The organism is Bacillus sp. H1a (assembly GCF_000633475.1).
Lineage (GTDB): Bacteria > Bacillota > Bacilli > Bacillales > Bacillaceae_G > Bacillus_A > Bacillus_A paramycoides.
Map to the genome: position 1 here is coordinate 24,310 of NZ_AYMH01000080.1, position 23,957 is coordinate 48,266.

Consider the following 23,957-nt stretch of genomic DNA (forward strand, 5'->3'; position numbering starts at 1 on the left):
ACATAGTATTTTACACATTAGTTCTTCTATGCACGTCGAATTGCATTTTTTTATCTTATATTAGGCATTTATTACTTCTTTTTTTACATCTGGCAAACCTTTTAATAAATTTTCAGCAATTGTTAACCATTTCGATGTCTCTAAACCATTCGTTTTCATAACAATTTTCAATTGTGAACCTTCCATGCCAAGACCGATCATACGACCAAAGCTATTCCCAAGCATGAATAATTTTCCACCATCGATATTTTGGCTCGCTTGTTCAGAAAACAGGAATGTTACTTCAAATTTATTTTGCTTAATTAACTCAATTTGTTCTTTCATTGCCAACACTTTAATGTTTGCGATTTGTAATAAATAACCAACTTCTTGTGGATAATCACCAAATCTATCGATCATCTCTTCCTGCAACTCTTCAATATCCTCAATTGCAGAAACACCTCTAAATTGTTTATACATCATAATTTTTTGTTTACTATCTGAAATATAAGCATCCGGTAAATATGCATCTACTTCTAAGTCAATTTCAACATTAACCGTATGTTCAACTCCGTCTGTTCCTCTACGTTGTTCAATTGCATCTTTTAACATTTGAGAATACAGATCAAATCCGACAGAATCAATAAATCCATGTTGTTCTGCCCCTAACAAGTTACCCGCACCACGAATTGATAAGTCTCTCATCGCAATTTTGAAACCAGATCCAAGTTCTGTGAACTCTTTAATTGCCTGCAAACGCTTCTCTGCAACTTCCGATAACACTTTATCACGTTTGTATGCAAAGTATGCATACGCGACGCGATTAGAACGTCCAACGCGCCCACGAAGCTGATACAACTGCGATAATCCCATACGATCTGCATCAAATACAATTAATGTATTTACATTCGGAATATCTACACCCGTCTCAATAATAGTTGTACTTACAAGAACATCATGCTGTCCTTCTAAAAACGATAGCATAACAGACTCTAATTCACCTTCATTCATTTTCCCGTGTGCGTATGTTACACGCGCATCTGGAACTAACATCGAAATTTCATCTGCTTTTCTTTCAATATCCTCCACACGGTTATATAGGAAGTAAATTTGACCACCCCTTGCAAGCTCTCGCTCTATCGCTTCTCGCATTAACGCTGGATTATACTCTACTACATATGTTTGTACTGGGAAACGATTCTCTGGCGGTGTCTCAATAACAGATAAATCGCGCACACCAAGCATAGACATATGTAGGGTACGTGGAATCGGCGTTGCCGTTAATGTTAACACGTCAACATTTGCTTTCAATTGTTTAATTTTTTCTTTATGCGTAACGCCGAATCTTTGTTCCTCATCAATAATAAGAAGTCCTAAATCTTTATAAGTAACATCTTTAGATAAAATACGATGCGTTCCGATTACAATATCCACCGTTCCATCTTTTAAACCCTTAATCGTTTCATTTTGTTGTTTCCGCGTACGGAATCTACTTAGTAACCCTATATTAATTGGGTAATCTTGAAAACGCTCTCGAATTGTTTCATAGTGTTGTTGTGCAAGGATTGTTGTCGGTACTAAAATCGCAACTTGTTTTTCATCCATAATTGCTTTAAATGCCGCACGAATAGCTACTTCAGTCTTTCCATACCCTACGTCACCACAAAGAAGCCTATCCATCGGACGTCCGCGTTCCATATCTTTCTTAATCTCTTCAATAGAACGTAATTGATCCTCTGTCTCTTGATATGGGAAAGAAGATTCAAATTCTTGTTGTTCTGCCGTATCTGGCGTATATGCATAACCTTTTGAAGCTTCGCGCTCGGCATATAATCTAATTAGGTCATCTGCAATGTCTTGTACAGATTTTTCAACTTTCGTTTTGACCTTCTTCCAATCATTTCCGCCCAATTTATAAACTTTTGGATCCTTACCTTCAGATCCTACATATTTTTGCACTTGGTCAATTTGTTCAATTGGAACGTATAACTTATCATTACCTTGATATTTAATATTTAAATAATCTTTATGAACACCGTTAATCTCTAATGTCTCAATACCTAAAAATTTACCTATACCATGGTTTACATGAACTACATAGTCCCCAACTTTTAATTCCGAATAACTTTTAATACGTTCAGCGTTAGATAACTTTTGTTTGCGTTGCGATTTTTTAACTTTCTTATGAAAAAGCTCTTTTTCAGTAATAACAACAAATTTTTGCATCGGCATTTCAAATCCTGCATGTAAATCACCTACAGCAATTTGTAACCTTCCAGGCAATAAGATATCTGTGGCCTCCACAATATCTGCATCAATATCATAATCACTTAAAATATGTTGTAATTTTTTCACACGTTCATCATCTGTTCCGAGCACAACGGTCGTAAACTGTCCTTCATTCCATCTATCAATTTCAGTTTTTAACAACTGCATCTGCCCGTGGAAATCTTGCATCGTTTTACACGTCACATTCACAATGTTTTGCGGGTGTGTATGTGCTATATGACGTAAGAATAACGTTAAATATACAAAACTTCTTTTTTTATGATGAAGAAACTCCTCAAATGAGTGGGAGAAAGATAAATCCTGAATAATTGTTCCTTCACCAAGAAGTGAGATATACCATTCCGCTTCTTCTGTTTCAAGATGTGATGCTGTTTCTTGAATACGGGAAAGCTCATCTAAAATAACTACACCATTTTCCGGTAAATAATCTATCAGACTAGCAGGTTCTTTATAAAAAATAGATAAGTATTTAAACATTTGTTCTATACTTTGCCCATTTTTCAACATTTCAATTTCATGACTTACCGTCTCAAGCACCGTAGTCTTTAATTTATCATCGGAAAGCTTTTGCATCGTTTTAGTCAAACCTTCTTCAAGCTGCTTGATTCCCGATTTCAATTCTTCCTGTGAAAATAAAAACTCTGTTGCCGGGCCGAACCTAACACTTTCCCTTTTATCTTGAGAGCGCTGTTCTTCCACATCAAACAATCGAATAGAATCGACTTCTGTATCGAAGAATTCAATACGAAATGGTAATTCTTCAGTTAATGGATAAATATCTAATATTCCCCCGCGCAGACTGAACTCCCCTGGAGCTTCTACCATCGACTTACGCTCATAACCAATATGATGTAAAGTATGCAAGAGTGCATCTAAATCAATCTCTTGCCCTAGATTGATTTCAATTTGCCTTTGCTTCCACAATTCTTTTATTGGTAAAAATCTACGTAGTCCTGCAACTGGCGCTACAATAATCCCATTCTCTCCCGCAGCTAAGCGATTTAACACTTCAATGCGCTGCGCCTTCAATTCTGGACTTGCAACACCAATTTCTGACGCAATCAATTCATTTACTGGATATAGCCATACATCTTTTTCACCAAGTAACGCCACTAAATCTTCATGTACTTTTTGTGCTTGGTATAAATTGTGCGTCACAATAAGTTGTGATTTTTTTGTTTTTTTATATAAAGCTGCCATTAATAATGAACGAGAGGATGTTGCCATACCTGATACAAGTTGCTCTTTCAACCCATCTTCTAGCCCATTAATAACCGATTGTATCTCTTCATTTTTATAAAATTGCTCTAATAAACCTATCATTATCAAAACTCCTCTCAACATAAAGAGCAAGTTACTATATTTTATGCAAATATTTTGGAAAAAGAAAACAGAAAAATGCTTTGGACATGCCAAAGCGACAACATTTTATTGCAGAAATTTTTCATATTCATAATACTCAGGATAAGATGCGAGCGTTTCTTGACACGATTCACAAATCGTTTTTATATATATATTTCCATTCTCATGAAAATGAATCATATCCACTACTTCTTGCTCTGTTAGTTGAAACAAAACGTCGCTATATACTTTTTCTGCGATAATGGAACCTACATTGTTCCCACAATGTCTGCAGTAATAATATCCTTCCATACTAGCCTCCTAAATATCCAATTACTACTAGTATGGGTTAAAATAAAATAAAATATTCTCAATTATACGCTTAACTATTGAAAGTATTCATGATTTGAAGAAAAGGCTTATTTAACCATTCCTCACATGCATCAGCTGCTTTTTCAATGGACTGATTGACACCGGAAGTTTCTTCAGACGTAAAACGCCCTAATACATAATCCACTACCTTCATCCCATTTTTTGGACGATCGATTCCCATGCGGATACGTTGAAATTCTTGTGTTCCTAAATGCGAAATTGTTGATTTTACACCATTATGTCCACCCGCACTACCTTTCATACGAAGGCGTAATTTACCTACAGGAATATCTAAATCATCGTACATGACAATGAAGTCCTCGACATCAATTTTATAATAATCCATGAGCGGACGGATACTTTCTCCAGATAAATTCATATATGTAAGTGGTTTTAGTAAGATTACTTTTTCCCCGTTAACAAAGCCTGTACCAAATAACCCTTTGAATTTTTGTTCATTCAAAGAAATATTCCAACGCTTTGCAAGTTCATCAATCGCCATAAACCCAATATTATGCCTTGTTAATTCATATTCTCTACCTGGGTTCCCAAGTCCTACTATTAATTTCATTCTTGTACCACTACTTTCTTTTTTCGATACGAAAAGACGTAACCAAGCTTGGTTACGTCTCATTCTATCCAATTAATTGAATAATACACTTACAGATTCTTCTTCGTATACACGAATGATTGCTTCTCCGATTAATGGAGCAACTGAAAGTTCATGTACCTTATCAATTTTCTTGTCTTCTGGTAATACAATAGAGTTCGTTACAACTAACTCTTTAATGTTCGAATTTTGAATACGCTCAATTGCTGGGCCAGATAATACTGGGTGTGTACAGCAAGCATATACTTCAGAAGCACCGTTCTCAACAAGAGCGTTTGCCGCTAATGTAATTGTACCAGCTGTATCAATAATGTCATCAATTAAAATTGCTGTTTTGCCTTCAATGTTACCGATAATGTTCATTACCTCTGATACATTCGGACGAGGACGACGCTTATCGATAATAGCGATTGGCGCTTTAAGACGATCTGCCATTTTTCTAGCACGAGTTACACCACCGTGATCAGGAGACACGATTACGATATCTTTAAGACCTTTTGTCTCAAAGTAATCTGAAAGAATCGGTACACCCATTAAGTGGTCGATTGGGATATCAAAGAATCCTTGAATTTGTGGAGCATGTAAATCTAGAGTGATTACACGAGTTGCACCTGCTGTTTCAAGCAAGTTTGCTACAAGTTTCGATGTAATTGGTTCACGAGAACGCGCTTTACGGTCTTGACGCGCATAACCATAGTAAGGAATAACAATATTAATTGTTTTTGCAGATGCACGTTTTAATGCATCGATCATAATAAGTAATTCCATGATATGTTCGTTTACTGGGAAGCTTGTAGATTGAATAATGAATACATCGCAACCACGGATACTTTCTTCAATGTTAATTTGAACTTCTCCATCACTAAAACGATCAACAGAACATTTTCCTAGCCCTACTCCAATATGCTTTGCGATTTGCTCAGCAAGTTCCTTATTAGAGTTTAAAGAGAATACTTTCAAATTAGAATTTAGATATTGAGTCGACATCTAGATTAACCCTCCACATTATGATTTTTTCTTATTCAGCAATTGATCAACATAGTCTTCTTTGTTAACTTGACGTGCACGTGCTACTGATAATGCTTTTGATGGAACATTCTCTGTAATTGTAGAGCCTGCTGCCACATAAGCACCATCTTCAACTGTTACAGGAGCAACAAGATTTGAATTACATCCAATAAATACCCCGTTACCAATCACAGTTTTAAATTTATTCTTGCCGTCGTAGTTCACCGTAATTGAACCACAACCAAGATTCACGTCTTCTCCAACTTGTGCATCCCCGATATAACTTAAGTGTGAAGCTTTACTTCTATTACCAAAAACAGTTTTTTTGATTTCCACGAAGTTTCCAACGCGCACTTCATCTCCAATAACTGAATCTGGGCGAATATGTGCAAATGGACCAACCGATACTTCTGTACCAAGTTTACTTTCATGTACAGTAGATTGACGAATTACCGTACGATCTCCAATTTCACTATCGCGAATTACTGTATGTGGTCCAATTTCACAATCAGAACCAATTACAGTGTTACCCTCAATAACTGTTCCTGGGTGAAGAACTGTATCACTGCCAATAATTGCATCAGCAGAAATGTATGTGTTACTTGGATCAATGATTGTAACACCATTCACCATATTCTTTCGGTTGATACGGTTTTTCATAATAATTTCCGCTTGCGATAGAGCGACTCTGTCGTTAACACCTAACGTTTCATCGAAGTGCTCTGTTTGATAAGCTGATACGATATGACCTTCATTTTTTAAAATCTCAATAACATCCGGAAGGTAATATTCACCTTGTACATTATCATTTGAAACTTTAGAAAGTGAAGCAAATAGAGCTTTATTATCAAAACAATACGTACCTGTATTGATTTCTTTAATAGCTAATTCTTTTTCATTTGCATCCTTATGCTCAACAATCTTTTCAACATGACCATTCTCATTACGAACGATACGGCCATATCCAGCAGGCTCTTCTATGTACGCTGTTAGCACCGTCGCCATTGCTCCCGCTTCTTCGTGTTGCTGAAGCAATGCTTCCATCGTTTCAGCAGTTATTAGAGGTGTATCACCACAAATAACTAAAGTTGTTCCTTCTTCATTTGCAAGTACACTTGCAGCTTGGTCTACAGCATGAGCTGTACCAAGTTGTTCTGCTTGTAATGCAAACTCACTTACGTTTCCTAGCTGTTCTTGTACCTTTTCAGCACCATGTCCAACGACTGTTACAAGTTTCTGCAATCCTAATTGAGATACTTGATCGACTACATGTTGTACCATCGGTTTTCCACATACAGGATGAAGCACTTTGTATAGCTTGGACTTCATACGTGTGCCTTTACCTGCAGCCAGAATCACTGCAAATCTGTTTGACATATAGACCCTCCATCGCAACCTATTTATCCATTAAAGATATTATCCTAAATCATCATATATTTCAAGAAACACATTATAACTATTAAATTTTACCATAATTCTTATACGATGTTTTACTCTTTAGTATCTTTTTTAAGAAATAAGCTATACTATTTTAAATGATTTTGAAAAAATTAGAAGTTTTTCATTTTTATTTTAATGTAATATGAATATTTAAAATAAGAAACGTGTAAAATTCCACAAAAAAACAAACCCCTGTAAATGCTTACAGGAGTTTGCTACAAAATTATAGGGCTTTCTTTAAGAAGCCCTTTTCATTCGAATTTTACGAAGCGCCTGCTTCTTCAAACTCAACTTCTTCTAACTCGCCTAAACGGTGATACTCTGCTAAAACCGCATCTTGAATTTTAGAACGTGTGTTAGAATTAATTGGATGTGCAATGTCACGGAATTCTCCATCTGGAGTACGTTTACTTGGCATTGCTACAAATAATCCATTATTGCCATCAATTACACGAATATCATGAACAACAAATTCATGGTCTAGAGTAATAGAGGCAATCGCTCTCATACGGCCTTCTGTGTTTACGCGGCGTAATCTTACGTCAGTCACTTCCATCTTGTGTTCACCACCCTTTTCTAAATAAGCGATATATTTGTATAAATTCCACAAATTTTCTATTTTCCCTTTAATTTTTTAAAAATTTTTAAGATAAAAATTTTTAAATTAGTTGAATATAAGAATTAGTAGAGGTTATCGCTTACAAAGACTTACTTCACTAGGGCAATTACTTCAATTTCAACTGAAACATCTTTCGGTAATTTTGCTACTTGTACACAAGAACGAGCTGGTTTATGAGTAGAGAAATAAGAGCCATATACTTCATTAACAGCATTAAAATCATCCATATCCTTTAAGAATACTGTCGTTTTTACCACTGTATCAAATGAAGCACCTGCTTCTTCTAATACCGCTTGTAAATTTTGAAATACTTGCTCTGTTTGTACTGTCACATCTCCTGTCACAAGTTCCCCACTTGTAGTTAATGGAATTTGTCCCGAACTATAGAACATATTATTTACAATCATCCCTTGTGAATATGGCCCAATCGCTTGTGGCGCTTTGCTTGTTTGAACAACCTTCATATTTTTCACCCTTTAATATTTATTTTTACTATTTAAAAATAGTGCAACAAAGGCAGTTTGTCCATCTATTTTATCATTTATAAATAGGGATAAAAAAAAGATAAAGCTATGTGCTTTATCTTTCTACTCGGCCTCTACAAGCCCCTCATCAAATGGCGCAAGTGAATAGTTCCCTTTTTCCACTTGAATTGCTTTTTCTTTCACATCAACTTCTGACAGACGAATTAATGATACAAAGTTATTAATAAGTCTTTCTTCAATGTCCGTAGATTCTACTAATACGCCAATTCCAACAACATTAGCTTTAAACTCTTCTAGCATGCTCATCATACCTTGAATTGTTCCGCCAGCTTTCATAAAGTCATCAATAATTAAAACATTGGAGCCTTCTGGAAGGCTACGCTTCGCTAACGTCATCGTTTGGATTCGCTTAGAGGAACCTGATACATAGTTAATACTAACAGTGGGTCCTTCTGTTACCTTGTTATCTTTTCTCGCAATTACTACTGGTACATCTAAGTAATTTGCCACTGCATAAGCAAGCGGAATCCCTTTTGTCGCTACTGTCATAACCGCGTCAATCGGTTGTCTAGCAAAAACAGAAGCAAACAAACGACCTGCGCCATTAATCTGGCGAGGATTACTTAAAAGATCCGTCATATATAAGTAACCGCCAGGCAAAATACGATCTGGATTTTCAAATAAGCTACAAAGCTCATTAATAATCAGATTTGCCTCTTCTTCACTTATATAGGGAATATATTTCACTCCTCCTGCTGCTCCTGGTACCGTTTGCAATGTGCCGACCCCTTGTTGTTCAAACGTTTGCTTAATAATAACTAAATCTTCACTAATGGAAGATTTAGCCGATTGATACCTTTCAGCAAAAAAAGTGAGAGAAACTAGCTGACGAGGATTTTGTAACAAGTAATAAGTCATATCGACCAATCTTGTACTTCGTCTAATTTTCATACTCTCACCTCAAATCACGAATATTCTAAACAAATCATAACTTATTATACGTCTTTATTCAAGCGTTTCTCGTTCTCCTAATAAGCGTACTGCATATACTTGTTCGCAAAATCCTTTTAATCCGTTATATATACGATGCATTCGCGAATCATGGTGTACAAGACCAAATACAGTTGGGCCACTTCCACTCATTAATACAGCATCCGCACCGAAGCGTTTCATCTGCGCCTTAATACGTGCAACTTCAGGATGCATCGCAAACGTCACATCTTCTAAAACGTTACCAACAGTATCACAAATTCCTTTATAATCCCCATGGTTAATGACTTCAACCATTTTATCTACATTTGGATGAGTAACACGATTTAATCTTAAATTTCCGTACACGTCAGCAGTAGATACACCAATGTGGGGCTTTGCCAAAATAACCCAACAAGAAGGCGGAGTCTTTATATGTTCAATTTTTTCTCCTCTTCCAGTGGCAATTGCAGTTCCACCATATACACAGAACGATACATCTGACCCAATTTCTGCGCCAAGCTCTGCTAATTCATCGATTGTTAGCCCTAAATTCCATAACTTATTAAGGCCACGTAATGTCGCTGCTGCATCACTACTTCCACCTGCTAATCCAGCGGCTACTGGAATCGTTTTTTCAATAGTAATAGATACACCTTTTTTTACATTAAACTTCTCTTTTAATAATTTTGCTGCTTGATAAGCTAAATTGCGTTGGTCGTCTGGGACATACCGATTATGGGACAAAATTTCAATACGGTCTTCTACTAATTCCGTTAGCTCTAAACGATCTGCTAAGTCGATTGTTGTCATAATCATTTTCACTTCATGATATCCGTCTTGTCTTTTTCCCAGTACATCTAACGACAGATTAATCTTTGCTGGTGCTTTCACTAGTAGCTTCAATCTATTCACCCACTCTATGTACTCAATCTTTTATCGTTTATTTTACCATAAATTTATAGTAAGACGATGACACTTCCCTAATTATAACGAAAAGCATTCAGAATGAAACTACTTATGTCAAATGATGGCACCTTTTAGCGTGCAAAAAGCCGAGGAATCGCTCCTCGGCTACCGTAGCATAGAAAGTATCTTACAACTACTGGTTTTGTTTCATTAATTGCTGTTCTGCAATTTCTATAGCACGCTTCACCATATTACCAGCATCTTTCGCACGAATTCCGCCCCATCCTTCTTTCTGAACAACATCATAAAAGCCAAGCTCTTTTGCAAGCTCTTCTTTAAATTGATTTGACATGACTCCTCTTCGTCTACTCAATGCAGAGTCCCTCCTTATTTTGCTACGGTATAATTAGTATGCAAAATAATATAGCTTTTCATTTATGGAAATATATGTAACAAACAGCACATTAATTATAAAATGCTTCACTATGAGGTTCATCGTAAAATGTTAACTCTACTGTCTCTGTTAAAACATCTGCATAACTATACGATACACGTTGCAATGCATCTTCTTGCTGATCTAATTGTACAACAAAGACAGAACGATACGTTTCTGCAAGTACACCCGACTGCTCCACAGTTTTTCTTCTTCCGCTGTTCGCCTTTAACATAAGTCGCTGTCCAAGATGGTGATCTAATTCGTTTTTAATATCATCTAAACGTTTTGACATATACCTTGCTACACCTCGCTGTAATTTAGATTGAACACTTAAAACACGATATATCTATCCCAATTATTAACCGCAATTCACAGACAATATCATTATAAAAGCATCATGCGTTCGAATAGATAGAAGAAATACTATATTGTAAAAGTATCATTGTATAGTCTGCACGTTCTTGCCGCTTTTTATCCAAATTCATTCAAATCATTTCCACATAAAAAAGCAAGATACGTATGTACCTTGCTCATTCGTCATAATGTTGAAAGGGTAACCCTGTTCGTAAAATCCCTCTTGTTTCAATCCCGCCTAGTCCCTTTTCACCAGTAATTGTATTACGCACAACGTCCCATACATTTACTCTTTCCATAAATGAAGTGAAACTAATTTTGCCAACTACATATACAGGATCTAGAGCATGAATATTAATCCTAGCCGGTGAACTAGCAAAATTAGCACCTGCTCGAATCAACGCCTCAAAGTGTGATTGACAAGCTCCAGCAAAAATAACAAGTTGATCCAATGATGGATATTTTTTTCGTACTTCTCGAACAGCCTGTACAAAATGTCTAGAATGTCTATATGCCGCTAAATCTCCCATAACCCCTTTTGACCTTGTATATGCATCATGCCCTGTAATTACTAAAATGTCTGGACGAAAATGATCTATTAAATCTACCACCTTTTCATGCATCTCTGTTTCCTTACAATGAATACCTTGAACAGGAACACCTATTTTATTATATAAATCTAAACACTTACGCAAATATAAAGGATCTCCGTCTATATGCAATACACGTCCTGGCATTTGAAAATAATTCACTTCACTTGTGTACCCACCAGTTGAAGTGTGTTCATGCCTTTGTTTCATCAATACGTAATCTTGCTGAAACAAACGGTACGTACGCTCCATTGTTTCTTTTTCATGCTTCACTCTATTTTTATGTTCTCGTTGATCTATACTAACTAAATCTTCTAGTGGCGCATCTGCTACAAGTCTAATTTCTTCTCCAAACAATATTGCTGTTTCACCTTTTATTTCTATAACACGAAAAAGAATATCTCTCTTATACGAATATCGTTCCACTAACTCTCCGACATGTAAAGCCATTCTCCTACCCCCAAACTCATTAGGCCATCTTACCTGTTTTTAAAGTATGAATTTTGAGTAGGAAAGGTGACAAAAGGGACAGTTCAAGTTGAACTGTCCCTTTATTATTCTTATTATAATTTATGAAGAACTAACGCATTACTTAGTTTCGCAAACTCTTCAATAGATAGTGTTTCGCCTCTTCGTTTTGGATCAATCTCTACTTCTGTTAAAATTTGATTCAACAGTTCTTTATCCTTCGGGAAACCATTTAAATTATTTGATAAATTATTCATTAAAGTTTTACGTCGCTGCGCGAAACTTGCTCGTACTACTTCAAAGAAGAAAGTCTCATCTGTTACTTCTACAACCGGTTTCGGACGCTTTAGAAGGCGGATAATCGCAGAATCAACATTTGGTTGTGGTACAAACACTGTACGCGGTACTGTCATAACTGTTTCTACCTCAGTATAGTACTGAATTGCAATTGATAAAGAACCGTACTCTTTTGTTCCAGGTTTAGCTGCTAAACGATCCCCAACCTCTTTTTGCATCATAACAACAAATCCACGAACCGGTAATTTTTCTTCAAGCAATTTAAATAAAATTGGTGTTGTAATATAGTATGGTAAGTTAGCTACAACCATTACATCTTGTCCTTCTTCAAATTGCTCACCAAATACTTCATGTACATCCGCTTTTAGTACGTCTTTATTAATAACTGTAACGTTACCATATGGTGCTAACGTCTCGTCCAAAATTGGTAATAATCTCTGATCAATTTCAAAAGCTACTACTTTTTTAGCACGCTTCGCTAACTGCTCTGTTAACGCACCGATACCTGGTCCAATCTCAATTGCACCACTTTCTGAACCGATTTCTGCGTGATCAACAATACGGTTTAATACGTTTGTATCAATTAAAAAATTTTGTCCTAAACTTTTTTTGAATGAAAATCCATACTTTTCAACAATGTCTTTCGTACGATTTGGTGTTGCGATATCCTTCATTTTTTTTCCTCCTGTATTACTTGCTTATAAGCTTCTGCAAATGATTCCTTTGAAACTTGAAACATTTGTAAACGTTTATGTAACTGTTTTGCGTTTGTATAACCAATCTTTAATAGCTTACCCATTCTTTCTCTGCGACTCTTTGCCATTTCTCCGCCCACTAAGCCTGCATCGACTAAATCACTCCAACTAATTTCACTTGTGTAAGCTTCCATTTCTTCATGTACGTTCTCTAAAGCACGGCGAATCGATTCGTTAGAAGCATGTTCAATTCCAACACCTTTTTTCCTTTTAGCAAGTGCTTCTTCCTTTGGTAAAAAAGCATGCTTACATCCTGGAACCTTATCTGAAATAATCTTTCGAATACGTTCTCCAGGATAATCCGGATCCGTGAAAATAATAACGCCTCGTTTTTGCTGCGCTAATTTAACTTGCTCAATAACATGATCACCGATTGCTGAACCGTTCGTTTCGATTGTATCCCCATCAACAGCGCGTTTAATCGCAACTGTATCATCTTTACCTTCTACAACGATAATCTCTTTAATTTTCATACTTGCCTCCACACTCGTTTCGTCTCTACTTAGTAAAACAAAAAAATGACGACTTTTCCATTATTATTTTCCCATTCTAATATTTTAAAAAGCGGAAGAAAAATATCTTTGTTCACTATTCTTATTGTAACACTTCCATCTTTTCCTTAATTTATCCGCAATATATCTACACTCATATTACGAATAAATAATCGAGTCTTATCATTTCTACGTCTCTCTTCTCAAAAAACAAAAAAGAATGGGTCTCCCCACTCTTTTTTATTCAACACCAAATAAGGCTTTTGCATTCTTTGTTGTGATTTGTGCTACTTCGTCATAAGAAATTCCTTTTAAATTTGCAATTTCTTCTGCTACAAGTTTTACATAACTAGGTTCATTTCGTTTTCCTCGAAATGGATGCGGTGTTAAATATGGACAATCTGTTTCTATTAATAATTTTTCTAACGGGATCTCCACAGCAACTTCTTTCGGTTTCTTGGCATTTTTAAATGTTACTGGTCCACCTAACGAAATTAAAAAATTCATATCGACACATCGCTGCGCTACTTCTACACTACCGCTAAAGCAATGCATAATACCTCCCACTTCAGCAGCTTGTTCTTCTTCTAAAATATCAACGATATCCTGAGTTGCATCACGGTTATGTATAATAATCGGTAATTTCACCTTTTTCGCTAATGCGATTTGTTTACGGAATACTTCCTTTTGTATTTCCTTTGGAGACTTATCCCAGTGATAATCTAGTCCCATTTCTCCAAGAGCAACTACCTTTGGGTGTGAAGCTAGTTCCTCTAACCAAACTAAATGTTCTTCTTTCATATCGATTGCATCCACAGGATGCCACCCCACCGCAGCATAAATAAAATCATAAACTTCTGCTAATTCAATTGCTTTCTTTATCGTTACTTCATCAAATCCAACAACAACTGTATATGTAACTCCCGCTTCTTTCATCCTTGCAATAACTTCTTGTAAATCTTCTTCAAACTGCTCTGCATTTAAATGTGAATGTGTATCAAACAACATAACAAATAACTCCTTTTATATTGAAATCAATTCTATTCTCGAGAAAAATTAAGCCCTTTATAACTTAACGATAACAATACTACAATTTTAATGCAAAAAAGAGGGATTTAAAAAGAAAAAAGATGCTTCACAAATGTTACACGTGAAACACCTCTTTTCTTGTCTCAATTACTTAATTTTTGTACCATTTGGTAAGTTTTGATCGATTGTTGCTAATGACAATACGCCATTCTCTTCACCCGCTAAAATCATACCTTGTGATAATTCACCACGTAATTTTACAGGTTTTAAATTCGTTACACAAATAACCTTTTTACCTTTTAGTTCTTCTGGTGTATAGAACTTTGCAATTCCTGAAACAACTTGACGCTTTTCTGTACCTAAATCAAGTTGAATTTTTAACAACTTATCTGCTTTTTTCACAGGTTCAGCGGATATTACTTCAGCTACTCGTAATTCTACTTTAAAGAAATCATCAATTGTAATTTCTTCTGCCTTTGGTTCTTCTTCTTTTTTCTCTTCCACTTTAGGGGCAGAAGCTTGCATTTGTTCTTTAATATACTCTACTTCTACTTCTATTTCTAAACGAGGGAAAATTGGGTTTCCTTTTTCTACTTTTGTTCCAGCTGGAATACATCCAATTGTAGATAGGCTCTCCCAAGATTTATGTGCCTCTTCAGTAAGGCCAAGTTGAGCAAACATCTTACTTGGTGCTACTGTTAGGAATGGCAGAAGCATAATACCTGTTTGACGAAGTACCTCTGCTAAGTGGGCCATTACAGATGCAAGTTTTTCGCGATCATTCTCATCCTTCGCTAATACCCATGGCTGTGTTTCATCAATATATTTATTCGTACGGCTAACTAATTGCCAAATTGAACTTAGCGCTACAGAGAACTCCATATCCTCCATTGCCTCTTCTACTTTTTTCAATGTATCTTTCGCAAATGTCACTAGCGTTTCATCGAACTCAGTTACATTTGCTTTATATGCAGGGATTTCCCCATTAAAGTATTTATCAATCATAGCTACTGTACGATTTAATAAGTTCCCTAAATCATTCGCTAAATCAAAGTTGATTCGTTCAACAAATCCTTCTGGTGTGAATACTCCATCAGATCCAAATGGAACTTCGCGAAGTAAATAGTAACGTAATGCATCTAATCCGTAACGATCAATTAGTGTAACTGGATCTACTACGTTTCCTTTTGACTTACTCATTTTTCCATCCTTCATTAAAATCCAGCCATGAGCAAAGACTTTCTTCGGAAGTGGTAAATCTAAAGCCATTAAAATAATTGGCCAATAAATTGTATGGAAACGAACGATTTCTTTACCAACTAAATGGACATCTGCTGGCCAGAACTTTTTATACTTCTCTTCATTTTCTGTTCCATATCCTAATGCAGTAATGTAATTAGACAAGGCATCTACCCATACGTAAATAACGTGTTTTGGGTTACCCGGAACACGAACTCCCCAGTCAAATGAAGTACGAGAAACAGCTAAATCTTCTAATCCTGGTTTAATGAAGTTATTAATCATTTCATTTTTACGAGACTCTGGCTGAATGAAATGAGGATTATCTTCATAGAACTTTAATAGTTGGTCTACATATTTACCCATTCTAAAGAAATAAGATTCTTCACGAACAAGCTCTACATCGTGACCACTATCTGGGCTTTTCCCGCCAACTACTTTGTCACCTTCCATAATTGGATCAACTAATTGATGCGCTGTATAGAATGTTTCATCTTGTACAGAATACCAACCTTCATATTCATCAAGATAAATATCACCTTGGTCTACTAACTGCTTGAAGATTTTCTCAACAACATCTTTATGACGATCTTCAGTTGTACGAATAAAGTCATCATAAGAGATATCCATCTTCCCCCAAAGTTCTTTAATCCCTGATACAATGTTATCCACATATGCTTGTGGTGTAACGTTTAGTTCTTCTGCTTTCTTTTGGATCTTCTGTCCATGCTCATCAGTTCCTGTTAAATAATGAACATTGTATCCTTGCATACGCTTATATCGTGCCATCGCATCTCCTGCCACTGTCGTATAAGCATGTCCAATGTGTAACTTTCCACTTGGATAATAAATTGGGGTAGTGATATAAAAGGACTTATTTTCCTCTGTCATTGTTTTGGACCTCCCGAATAACCTCATATGTATTTATAAACAGTATATCAAAAACTCACATGTAAAAACGAGTTAATGCTCGATATCTTTATCATCTATTACTCATATTCAAAAAAAATATACAATCCCTTTCTGAAAAATATATATTTTTCAGAAAATAAAACAAAATAATTGTAGAAATTACTCACATTCTATTATATATAAGAAGTATAAAAATCTATAAATCTTTTTTAAAAATATAGAATTTAAGAATTGACGGAAATGTAAATGATTGGTATCATATGTCCATAGGGTATTTTGTCGAAAAATGACGAATCAAAAAATAGACTCGAAACTTATAAACTATTAGGAGGAACAAAATATGAAATCTACTGGTATCGTTCGTAAAGTTGATGAATTAGGTCGTGTAGTAATTCCAATCGAATTACGCCGTACTTTAGGTATTGCAGAAAAGGATGCTCTTGAAATCTACGTAGATGACGAAAAAATCATCTTAAAGAAATATAAACCAAACATGACTTGCCAAGTAACTGGTGAAGTATCTGATGGTAACCTATCTTTAGCTGAAGGTAAAATTATCTTAAGCAAAGAAGGCGCTGAACAAATCTTAAACGAACTTCAAGATTATATCGAAACAGCAAAATAAGCTTCTCAATTATGAGAAGCTTATTTTTTATCGACATGATAGATTTGATATACATCTCGTTTCGACAAATCTCGATCTTTAGCGACTGTTTTAATCGCTTCTTTGGAATTCATACCTTTTTCATTTATATAATGTTCAATATGATTATATACTGAAATAGATTCCCACCATTGTTCTTCTGGAGTAGCTTCTTCTGTTGAACCAGCTACTAAAATACAAAACTCACCACGAACTTCATTTTGCTTCGTCCACTCAATTGCTTCTTCAATTGTGCCACGAATAAACTCTTCAAATTTTTTCGTTAGCTCACGACATAATACAACTTCTCTATTTCCTAACACTTCTTGCATAGAAATCAAAGTATCATCTAAACGATGTGGTGCCTCGTAAAACATCATTGTAGTTGGAATATAGCGCAATTTTTCTAACTCATTCTTACGTTCTTTTTTATTTCTTTGCAGGAAACCATAGAAATAAAAGTGTTTTGTCTCAAGTCCTGATGCAATTAATGCTGTAAGGGCCGCATTTGCCCCAGGAAGCGGAATAACATGATATTGTTCTGCTACAGCCTCTACAACAATATCGTAACCAGGGTCTGAAATACACGGCATACCAGCATCGCTCACAATGGCTACAGTCTTACCGTCTTCTAACTTATCTAAAATTTTTCGTCCACTTACTTCTTTATTATGCTCGTGATAACTCATAACTGGTGTTTCAATTTCAAAATAATTACAAAGCTTCTTCGTTTGCCTTGTATCTTCCGCTGCAATAATGTCTGCCTCTTTTAACATTCGGATTGCACGAAATGTCATATCCTCTAAATTTCCGATTGGAGTCGGTACTAAATATAAAACTCCCTTTTCATTTTGCTGAAAGCTTTTTTGCTGCCACATAGCGTTCTCCTTTTTGCATATATTCTTCTTTTTGTTTCCTCGTTAACTGTTTAAAGTGATACTCAGCTTGCATAGCCGTTCGTTTATCCTCGTGACCCTCTACATATTTTAAAATAACTGGAAGTCTAGCACGTGTATATCTAGCACCTTTTCCACTATTATGGGTCTGAATCCGCTTTTCTATATGATTTGTATACCCGGCATAATAACTTCCATCAGAACACTCCACTACATAAAAACAATGCTTATTCTTCTCCATATAAAATTGAACGAAGCTCCTTTGTATATTCGTTATTTTCTTCATATACAAAAAGAGGTGGCAAGATCTTTAAATCTGCATTTCCATCCTTAATTCCTTCAATTAACAATGTATTCGCTTCTTTACCAGCCTTAGGATAAACAAATCGCACACGTTTCGGTTCGATTTTGTATTTACGCATTAATGTGACGATGTCGAGCAAACGACCTGGGCGGTGTACAAATGCTACCTTCCCACCTTGTTTCACTAACTGGCTACTTGCATATACAACATCTTCTAATGTGCACATAATTTCATGACGAGCTATCGCTAAATGCTCATTGATATTCTTCTCAGAGGTTTGTGGTGTTTGAAAATAAGGAGGATTACACGTTACAACATCATATTGATGACGCCCAAGTTTCTCCGGCATATCTTTCAAATCTCCATGGATTAAATTGATTCTTTCTTCTAACTTATTGTATTGAACGCTTCTTATTCCCATATCATATAGACGCTCTTGAATTTCTACACCTGTAATTTTCCCTTTTGTCCTTGTACTTAATAAAAGAGGGATAACTGCGTTACCTGTACACAAATCAAGTAAATTACCTTTTTGAATTGGCACCCAAGCAAAATCTGCAAGTAAAACTGCATCTAAAGAAAAATTAAATACTGATGGACTTTGTACAATCTTCATATCTTGCGCTAATAAGTAATCTAAACGTTCATCTTCATATAAATTCATATATTGCTCCCTTTCTTACACTTAACCTACCCTATTTCAGCCTCTATTAATGTAAAAATAAATTTCATTCTACTCTCATGTATAAAAAATTACCTTTCCAATTATATTGGAAAGGTAATTTCACTTTTTATTTAAAAATGACAGACAGAATAAACAATCTCCCTCTTTACGTACACTTCCATAATGTAGATTGCAAATATGAAAACCTTCTTGATACAGTCTTGCCAAGTTATCGTAACCTTCACCAATATCTGTCTTCGGCTTCATTTCTTTGCGTTTTTGAGTTTTTTGTTTTTCCTTATTCTGCACTTCTTCAAAACGATGTCGCAAATTTTCATTTTCCATTTTTATATGTTGGTTTTCTTCCAGTAATTCTGCAAGATGCTGTTTTAATTCTCCCAACTGTTTGTATAAATGTCCAATTTGCTCTTCCATACTAGAAACCGATGCAAAAATATCCTTTTTCTCCACAAGCACCCACCTCATTAATCTGTGGTTTGACTCGAAACGACCCCTTTATTCATTAATTCATCTAACGTATATTCTACTATCCGTTCCTTGTCTACTAGTTCCACTTGAATTAATCTTTCTAAAATATTTAATCCGATAACACGGCCAGTACCATGTGGTGTTTGTATACGTTGATCTAAATCAGGAAGTTGTTCCTTTGCTGCCTCATATTCATCATTCTCATACTTTAAGCAACACATTAAGCGACCACATAAACCAGAGATTTTTGCAGGATTTAATGATAAATTTTGATCCTTCGCCATTTTAATGGATACAGGTTCAAAATCCCCTAAAAAAGTAGAACAACAAAGCATACGACCACATGGACCAATACCACCAAGCATTTTTGCTTCGTCACGAACACCGATCTGTCTCAGCTCAATTCTTGTCCTAAAAATTGCCGCTAAGTCTTTCACTAGTTCACGGAAATCAATCCGGCCATCCGCAGTAAAGTAGAAAATAATCTTATTACGATCGAACGTATACTCTACATCTACAAGCTTCATATCAAGATTATGTTCTCCTACCTTTTGTTGACACACTTGATATGCTTCTTTCGCAGCATGCTTATTCTCTTCAACAATGGTACGATCATTTTCATTTGCAATACGAATAACTTTTTTAAGCGGTAATACAACGTCGTTTTCATCAACTTGCTTTTTGGTAATAACTACTTTTCCGTATTCAATACCTCTTACCGTTTCTACAATTACAAACTCATTTTCTGAGATATCGAACTGATTCGGATCAAAGTAATATACCTTTCCGGCCTTCTTAAAGCGAACACCTACTACATCATACAAAACGGTCATCCCTCCTGCAACCGCAACACTAACTGTTCGAACACAAGCTGCGCATTTACATTAGCGTTGATTCTATTTTTTGCCTCTAATATATTAAAGAGAGCTGATACAATGCGCTTCTGAGCATAGGAGAATGATTCAAACATCTCTTTCTGCTCATGAAAAACAAGACGATCTTCTTCTCCAAGTTGAACATATAATAAATCCTTATAAATAAGGAGTAACATATCTAAACCTTGCTGTAATTGTTCTTTCTCTCTAAAGTGTTTCCCCCATTTTTCTTGTACAAAAAAAATAGAGGCTTTATCTTTTTCGAGCGCTTCACATAATTTTATCACTAAAGCTCTTGCTTGTGCAAACCATTCATCATTACACATTAATAAAGCTTCTTCAAAACTATTTGTAAGCTGTGCAGCAAGCATCGATAACGAGACTGTAATACCTTCTTCCTCTAATCTCTTAATTAAAGATTCTGTAGATAAAGGTCTAAATGTAACAACTTGACACCGAGATAAAATCGTATTTAAAATCTGATGACTTTGTTCAGTAAGTAAAATAGCTGTTGTATCACTACTTGGTTCTTCTAAAAATTTCAAGAGTGTATTCGCTGCATTCGCTGTCATACGATCTGCATGCTCAATAATATATACTTTTTTATTTGCTTCTAATCCTGTTTTCGAAAACTCTTCTTGTAAGTCATGAATTTGCTGTTTTTTAATAGATAATCCATCTGGTTTTACAATATGTAAGTTTGGGTGGTTACCTGAATCAATTCGGCGGCAATTCGTACATACGTGACAAGGTTCTACCCCAGCCCTTTGTAAACAAAGAAAACTTTTTGCCATTTGAATTGCTGTTGCGAACTTCCCGGTCCCTTTTCCTCCCTCTAACAGGTAAGCGTGGGATATACGCTCTTTTGCAATGCTATTCATCAACATTTTGACACCGATGGGCTGTATAGAAGAAAGCTGCTCCCACGTCTTCATCATAATGCATACCTCACTTATTTCATTCTTTCCTTCTATTATACCAATTTATCTTCTATAATCTGAACAACTTCTTCTATAAGTTTTTCCATTGGTTGGTCAGCATTGACTAATACAATACGATCAGAAAAGCGTTCTACAACTTGTAAATAGCCTTCACGCACACGTTTATGGAAAGAGATGTCTTCCATATCTAGTCGATTCACTTCGCGCCCTGCATCTTTTTCAATTCGCGCTAAACCAACCTCTGGTTCAATGTCTAAATAAATTGTTAAGCTAGGCATACAACCTTCTGTTGCGAAACGATTAATCTCAAATACGTTGTCCATACCTAATCCCCTTGCATATCCTTGATATGCTAAAGAGCTATCTATAAAACGATCACATAACACAAGATAGTTCTCATTAAGTGCTGGCATAACTTTCTCCACTAAATGTTGTCTACGTGCAGCAGCATATAAAAGCGCCTCTGTGCGTGCTTCCATCATTGTATATTCTTGCTTATGTAAAATCGTCCTAATATCTTCAGAAATTGCAATACCACCTGGTTCTCTCGTCGCCATTACCTTTTGGTCCTTTTGCTCAAAGTACGGCAATAACCTTTTAATTAATGTTGTCTTACCCGAACCTTCTGGCCCTTCAATTGTTACAAATAATCCTTTCATCCTAAAACCTACTTTCTATATCATACACTTTCATATATTTCGTACTACCTTGAAAACGAGCCCCTGTTTTCTCTAAATGAGCAATTTGCTCTGTATGCTCTTTAGTAATTCTCTCTCCATACATAATCAATGGAATTCCAGGTGGATATGGAATTACCATTTCCGCTGCTATCATATCCACAGATTCTTCTATAGATACTAGCTTCGTTTTGTATCTCTCTAATTGTTTATACGTATACGGTAAAGGAGAGATTTCTCCTTTATAAGTATAACGAATAGATGCAGTCTTGTCTTTTACCTTATATTGTTGCAACGCTACTCGGAGTATCTCTATTGCTTTCATGTACTCCTCATTTACTTGCAACGGCAAAATAAATAGGACATTATATGGATCTGCCATTTCCGTATATATACCGGCCTTTTCAAATACAGACTGTAATTCATACCCTGATAGCTGACAACGAGTTTGTACCGTAACCTTTAATTCATCTTGCAATGGATATTGCAAAGTAGCTATTTGTGGGATAGAGCGCAATCCTTCTTTAAATCGGCGTAAAAACTCAACGATTTTATCGTAACCTTTTTCTTTTATACCTGCTATTGTAAATCGAGCTATATCAAGAGAAGCCATAATTGGGTACGACGGGCTACTAGATTGCAGCATACTTAAATAAGCGGAAACTTTTTCTTCGTTCACCAAACGGCTATTTATATGTAAGTATGACCCCATTGTCATCGCAGGTAACGTTTTATGTGCAGAATGCACCACAATATCTGCACCATAGGCTAATGCTGACTTTGGAAACGGTCCACCTATACAAAAGTGCGCTCCATGTGCTTCATCTACTAAAACCGGGATCTTATGCGCATGTGCATAAGATATACTTGCCTCCAAATCAATTCCCATACCATAATAGTTAGGATGCGTTAAAATAAGCGCTTTAGCATCAGGATACCTTGCAATTGCTTTCTTAATAACTTCCTCTTGAACACCTACTGGTACATTATGTACTTCATCTATACATGGATCTAAGAAGGCTGGATTAGCCCCAGCTAATTTCAAACCATTAATGATTGATTTATGACAATTTCTTTGTACAAGGACAATATCATTTTCCCCGCAACAAGACAATATCATCGCTAAATTTCCAACTGTTGAACCATTAATTAAAAAATAACTTTTTTGCGCACCATATACATCAGCTAATAATTGCTGTGCTTCATCTATACATTCAAATGGACTATGCAAATCATCTAATCCTGTTAATTCTGTTACATCGATAGGTAATATATCTTTAAACTCCCTTATAGCTTCCTGAGGGAAGTTTAAACCATTCTTATGACCTGGAACATGAAAAGATAGTGGTCGTCTTTCTTTAAATTCCATTAACGCCTCATATAAAGGCATACGATTTTGATTCATATATACCTCTTCCTTATTATTCATTCTGTATCTATTATACAGATATTAAGACAAAAAAAATAATAGGCATATGCCTATTTAAAAATATGATACTTCTAATTTTCGAAGTTGTTTTAAATAATGTATATACTTCGGGTCATTTGTCTCAGTATTCACCATATCTCTTTCACATTCATAACATATCAAATTATTATAAACATATATGCCTTCTTTTCCTTTTGTCTCACAAACAATGCAAGTTTCATTTGGTAATTTCATGATCTTTCCTCCCCTATTTAAATAAACATATTATACACTTCTAGTCCTTAACAATTTTCAGAAAAATATACCTCAATTTCTTATATAATATGTTTTATCCTTGGGCGACGTGTTTGTATTACTTATGTATTCCCTTACTTCTTTCACGTACTGTTTGAAAACACGAAAAAACACGAGTCAAAAGACTCGTGCTTTAGTTGCTTGGCGACGTCC

The 23,957-nt window shown here is 35.6% G+C and carries 26 protein-coding genes; 1 reads left to right on the forward strand and 25 read right to left on the reverse strand.

Annotated elements, in window-relative coordinates; all coding sequences use genetic code 11:
* Positions 1 to 60: 60 nt before the first annotated feature.
* From mfd to metG, 16 genes are all read right to left on the reverse strand, one after another.
* The gene (gene mfd / locus U860_RS0128605; RefSeq protein WP_025151179.1) at positions 61 to 3,591 is read right to left on the reverse strand and encodes a transcription-repair coupling factor; all 3,531 of its coding nucleotides are present in this window, start codon (positions 3,589 to 3,591) and stop codon (positions 61 to 63) included.
* 105 nt (positions 3,592 to 3,696) lie between these two features.
* On the reverse strand, positions 3,697 to 3,921 hold the full coding sequence (locus tag U860_RS0128610) for an anti-sigma-F factor Fin family protein (protein ID WP_002174557.1): 225 nt from the start codon (positions 3,919 to 3,921) through the stop codon (positions 3,697 to 3,699).
* A 70-nt stretch (positions 3,922 to 3,991) separates the two neighbouring features.
* Positions 3,992 to 4,552: an aminoacyl-tRNA hydrolase gene (gene pth / locus U860_RS0128615; protein WP_081806976.1), complete on the reverse strand. Its 561-nt coding sequence runs from the start codon at positions 4,550 to 4,552 to the stop codon at positions 3,992 to 3,994.
* Positions 4,553 to 4,624: 72 nt separating this feature from the next.
* Entirely contained in the window at positions 4,625 to 5,578 is a 954-nt protein-coding gene (locus U860_RS0128620; RefSeq protein ID WP_002174555.1) for a ribose-phosphate diphosphokinase, read from the reverse strand.
* Positions 5,579 to 5,596: 18 nt separating this feature from the next.
* On the reverse strand, positions 5,597 to 6,976 hold the full coding sequence (glmU, locus tag U860_RS0128625; RefSeq protein WP_002174554.1) for a bifunctional UDP-N-acetylglucosamine diphosphorylase/glucosamine-1-phosphate N-acetyltransferase GlmU: 1,380 nt from the start codon (positions 6,974 to 6,976) through the stop codon (positions 5,597 to 5,599).
* A gap of 325 nt (positions 6,977 to 7,301) precedes the next feature.
* The gene (gene spoVG, locus U860_RS0128630) at positions 7,302 to 7,595 is read right to left on the reverse strand and encodes a septation regulator SpoVG (RefSeq protein ID WP_002174553.1); all 294 of its coding nucleotides are present in this window, start codon (positions 7,593 to 7,595) and stop codon (positions 7,302 to 7,304) included.
* A 152-nt stretch (positions 7,596 to 7,747) separates the two neighbouring features.
* Positions 7,748 to 8,122, reverse strand: a complete 375-nt coding sequence (locus U860_RS0128635) for a RidA family protein (protein WP_002174552.1) — start codon at positions 8,120 to 8,122, stop codon at positions 7,748 to 7,750.
* Between the two features lie 123 nt (positions 8,123 to 8,245).
* Complete coding sequence (gene purR, locus U860_RS0128640) at positions 8,246 to 9,094, reverse strand: pur operon repressor (RefSeq protein ID WP_025151181.1); 849 nt, start codon at positions 9,092 to 9,094, stop codon at positions 8,246 to 8,248.
* 54 nt (positions 9,095 to 9,148) lie between these two features.
* Positions 9,149 to 10,018: a 4-(cytidine 5'-diphospho)-2-C-methyl-D-erythritol kinase gene (ispE, locus tag U860_RS0128645; protein ID WP_162791021.1), complete on the reverse strand. Its 870-nt coding sequence runs from the start codon at positions 10,016 to 10,018 to the stop codon at positions 9,149 to 9,151.
* Between the two features lie 196 nt (positions 10,019 to 10,214).
* Positions 10,215 to 10,394 carry an acid-soluble spore protein SspF gene (gene sspF, locus U860_RS0128650; protein ID WP_001985066.1) on the reverse strand — a complete coding sequence of 60 codons (180 nt, stop codon included), beginning with the start codon at positions 10,392 to 10,394 and terminating at the stop codon, positions 10,215 to 10,217.
* Between the two features lie 91 nt (positions 10,395 to 10,485).
* A complete protein-coding gene (locus U860_RS0128655) occupies positions 10,486 to 10,749 on the reverse strand; it encodes a Veg family protein (RefSeq protein ID WP_025151183.1) in 264 nt (87 codons plus the stop codon).
* Between the two features lie 238 nt (positions 10,750 to 10,987).
* On the reverse strand, positions 10,988 to 11,851 hold the full coding sequence (yabG, locus tag U860_RS0128660) for a sporulation peptidase YabG (RefSeq protein WP_002174549.1): 864 nt from the start codon (positions 11,849 to 11,851) through the stop codon (positions 10,988 to 10,990).
* Positions 11,852 to 11,964: 113 nt separating this feature from the next.
* Positions 11,965 to 12,840, reverse strand: coding sequence for a 16S rRNA (adenine(1518)-N(6)/adenine(1519)-N(6))-dimethyltransferase RsmA (gene rsmA / locus U860_RS0128665; protein WP_025151184.1), 876 nt, complete (start codon positions 12,838 to 12,840; stop codon positions 11,965 to 11,967).
* Complete coding sequence (rnmV, locus tag U860_RS0128670; protein ID WP_002174547.1) at positions 12,837 to 13,394, reverse strand: ribonuclease M5; 558 nt, start codon at positions 13,392 to 13,394, stop codon at positions 12,837 to 12,839. Before rnmV ends, rsmA begins: the two co-directional genes overlap by 4 nt.
* Positions 13,395 to 13,652: 258 nt before the next feature.
* A complete protein-coding gene (locus tag U860_RS0128675; protein WP_002174545.1) occupies positions 13,653 to 14,420 on the reverse strand; it encodes a TatD family hydrolase in 768 nt (255 codons plus the stop codon).
* Between the two features lie 168 nt (positions 14,421 to 14,588).
* Positions 14,589 to 16,598, reverse strand: coding sequence for a methionine--tRNA ligase (metG, locus tag U860_RS0128680; RefSeq protein ID WP_081806973.1), 2,010 nt, complete (start codon positions 16,596 to 16,598; stop codon positions 14,589 to 14,591).
* Positions 16,599 to 16,932: 334 nt separating this feature from the next.
* Here metG and U860_RS0128685 point away from each other — a divergent pair, with 334 nt between their 5' ends.
* Positions 16,933 to 17,217, forward strand: coding sequence for an AbrB/MazE/SpoVT family DNA-binding domain-containing protein (locus U860_RS0128685; RefSeq protein ID WP_000843036.1), 285 nt, complete (start codon positions 16,933 to 16,935; stop codon positions 17,215 to 17,217).
* Between the two features lie 20 nt (positions 17,218 to 17,237).
* Here the strand turns inward: U860_RS0128685 and rsmI are convergent, their stop codons facing one another.
* The 9 genes from rsmI to U860_RS0128730 all read right to left on the reverse strand — a co-directional run bounded on the left by rsmI (position 17,238) and on the right by U860_RS0128730 (position 23,744).
* The gene (rsmI, locus tag U860_RS0128690) at positions 17,238 to 18,113 is read right to left on the reverse strand and encodes a 16S rRNA (cytidine(1402)-2'-O)-methyltransferase (protein WP_025151186.1); all 876 of its coding nucleotides are present in this window, start codon (positions 18,111 to 18,113) and stop codon (positions 17,238 to 17,240) included.
* Entirely contained in the window at positions 18,082 to 18,372 is a 291-nt protein-coding gene (locus U860_RS0128695; RefSeq protein ID WP_002174542.1) for a GIY-YIG nuclease family protein, read from the reverse strand. Before U860_RS0128695 ends, rsmI begins: the two co-directional genes overlap by 32 nt.
* Positions 18,359 to 19,099 carry a tRNA1(Val) (adenine(37)-N6)-methyltransferase gene (locus tag U860_RS0128700; protein WP_002174541.1) on the reverse strand — a complete coding sequence of 247 codons (741 nt, stop codon included), beginning with the start codon at positions 19,097 to 19,099 and terminating at the stop codon, positions 18,359 to 18,361. The genes U860_RS0128695 and U860_RS0128700 overlap by 14 nt, the downstream gene beginning before the upstream one ends.
* A 120-nt stretch (positions 19,100 to 19,219) precedes the next feature.
* Positions 19,220 to 19,570: a DNA replication initiation control protein YabA gene (gene yabA / locus U860_RS0128705; protein WP_000412059.1), complete on the reverse strand. Its 351-nt coding sequence runs from the start codon at positions 19,568 to 19,570 to the stop codon at positions 19,220 to 19,222.
* Between the two features lie 14 nt (positions 19,571 to 19,584).
* Positions 19,585 to 20,412: a stage 0 sporulation family protein gene (locus U860_RS0128710; RefSeq protein ID WP_002174540.1), complete on the reverse strand. Its 828-nt coding sequence runs from the start codon at positions 20,410 to 20,412 to the stop codon at positions 19,585 to 19,587.
* Between the two features lie 5 nt (positions 20,413 to 20,417).
* Positions 20,418 to 21,401 (reverse strand): DNA polymerase III subunit delta', encoded by a 984-nt coding sequence (gene holB / locus U860_RS0128715; RefSeq protein ID WP_025151187.1) that lies wholly within the window; start codon positions 21,399 to 21,401, stop codon positions 20,418 to 20,420.
* Positions 21,402 to 21,436: 35 nt separating this feature from the next.
* Complete coding sequence (gene tmk / locus U860_RS0128720) at positions 21,437 to 22,063, reverse strand: dTMP kinase (protein WP_025151188.1); 627 nt, start codon at positions 22,061 to 22,063, stop codon at positions 21,437 to 21,439.
* 1 nt (position 22,064) lies between these two features.
* Positions 22,065 to 23,486 carry an aminotransferase class I/II-fold pyridoxal phosphate-dependent enzyme gene (locus U860_RS0128725; protein ID WP_025151189.1) on the reverse strand — a complete coding sequence of 474 codons (1,422 nt, stop codon included), beginning with the start codon at positions 23,484 to 23,486 and terminating at the stop codon, positions 22,065 to 22,067.
* A gap of 78 nt (positions 23,487 to 23,564) precedes the next feature.
* Positions 23,565 to 23,744: a sigma factor G inhibitor Gin gene (locus U860_RS0128730; protein WP_025151190.1), complete on the reverse strand. Its 180-nt coding sequence runs from the start codon at positions 23,742 to 23,744 to the stop codon at positions 23,565 to 23,567.
* Positions 23,745 to 23,957: the final 213 nt, after the last annotated feature.

What these genes read in the sequence shown, in the direction of transcription:
- mfd (WP_025151179.1), bottom strand. Translation starts at nt 3,591, where the DNA reads ATGATAGGTTTATTAGAGCAATTTTATAAAAATGAAGAGATACAATCG.
- U860_RS0128610 (WP_002174557.1), bottom strand. Translation starts at nt 3,921, where the DNA reads ATGGAAGGATATTATTACTGCAGACATTGTGGGAACAATGTAGGTTCC.
- pth (WP_081806976.1), bottom strand. Translation starts at nt 4,552, where the DNA reads ATGAAATTAATAGTAGGACTTGGGAACCCAGGTAGAGAATATGAATTA.
- U860_RS0128620 (WP_002174555.1), bottom strand. Translation starts at nt 5,578, where the DNA reads ATGTCGACTCAATATCTAAATTCTAATTTGAAAGTATTCTCTTTAAAC.
- glmU (WP_002174554.1), bottom strand. Translation starts at nt 6,976, where the DNA reads ATGTCAAACAGATTTGCAGTGATTCTGGCTGCAGGTAAAGGCACACGT.
- spoVG (WP_002174553.1), bottom strand. Translation starts at nt 7,595, where the DNA reads ATGGAAGTGACTGACGTAAGATTACGCCGCGTAAACACAGAAGGCCGT.
- U860_RS0128635 (WP_002174552.1), bottom strand. Translation starts at nt 8,122, where the DNA reads ATGAAGGTTGTTCAAACAAGCAAAGCGCCACAAGCGATTGGGCCATAT.
- purR (WP_025151181.1), bottom strand. Translation starts at nt 9,094, where the DNA reads ATGAAAATTAGACGAAGTACAAGATTGGTCGATATGACTTATTACTTG.
- U860_RS0128655 (WP_025151183.1), bottom strand. Translation starts at nt 10,749, where the DNA reads ATGTCAAAACGTTTAGATGATATTAAAAACGAATTAGATCACCATCTT.
- yabG (WP_002174549.1), bottom strand. Translation starts at nt 11,851, where the DNA reads ATGGCTTTACATGTCGGAGAGTTAGTGGAACGATATTCGTATAAGAGA.
- rsmA (WP_025151184.1), bottom strand. Translation starts at nt 12,840, where the DNA reads ATGAAGGATATCGCAACACCAAATCGTACGAAAGACATTGTTGAAAAG.
- rnmV (WP_002174547.1), bottom strand. Translation starts at nt 13,394, where the DNA reads ATGAAAATTAAAGAGATTATCGTTGTAGAAGGTAAAGATGATACAGTT.
- U860_RS0128675 (WP_002174545.1), bottom strand. Translation starts at nt 14,420, where the DNA reads ATGTTGTTTGATACACATTCACATTTAAATGCAGAGCAGTTTGAAGAA.
- metG (WP_081806973.1), bottom strand. Translation starts at nt 16,598, where the DNA reads ATGAGGTTATTCGGGAGGTCCAAAACAATGACAGAGGAAAATAAGTCC.
- U860_RS0128685 (WP_000843036.1), top strand. Translation starts at nt 16,933, where the DNA reads ATGAAATCTACTGGTATCGTTCGTAAAGTTGATGAATTAGGTCGTGTA.
- rsmI (WP_025151186.1), bottom strand. Translation starts at nt 18,113, where the DNA reads ATGTGGCAGCAAAAAAGCTTTCAGCAAAATGAAAAGGGAGTTTTATAT.
- U860_RS0128695 (WP_002174542.1), bottom strand. Translation starts at nt 18,372, where the DNA reads ATGGAGAAGAATAAGCATTGTTTTTATGTAGTGGAGTGTTCTGATGGA.
- U860_RS0128700 (WP_002174541.1), bottom strand. Translation starts at nt 19,099, where the DNA reads ATGAATTTATATGAAGATGAACGTTTAGATTACTTATTAGCGCAAGAT.
- holB (WP_025151187.1), bottom strand. Translation starts at nt 21,401, where the DNA reads ATGATGAAGACGTGGGAGCAGCTTTCTTCTATACAGCCCATCGGTGTC.
- tmk (WP_025151188.1), bottom strand. Translation starts at nt 22,063, where the DNA reads ATGAAAGGATTATTTGTAACAATTGAAGGGCCAGAAGGTTCGGGTAAG.
- U860_RS0128725 (WP_025151189.1), bottom strand. Translation starts at nt 23,486, where the DNA reads ATGAATCAAAATCGTATGCCTTTATATGAGGCGTTAATGGAATTTAAA.
- U860_RS0128730 (WP_025151190.1), bottom strand. Translation starts at nt 23,744, where the DNA reads ATGAAATTACCAAATGAAACTTGCATTGTTTGTGAGACAAAAGGAAAA.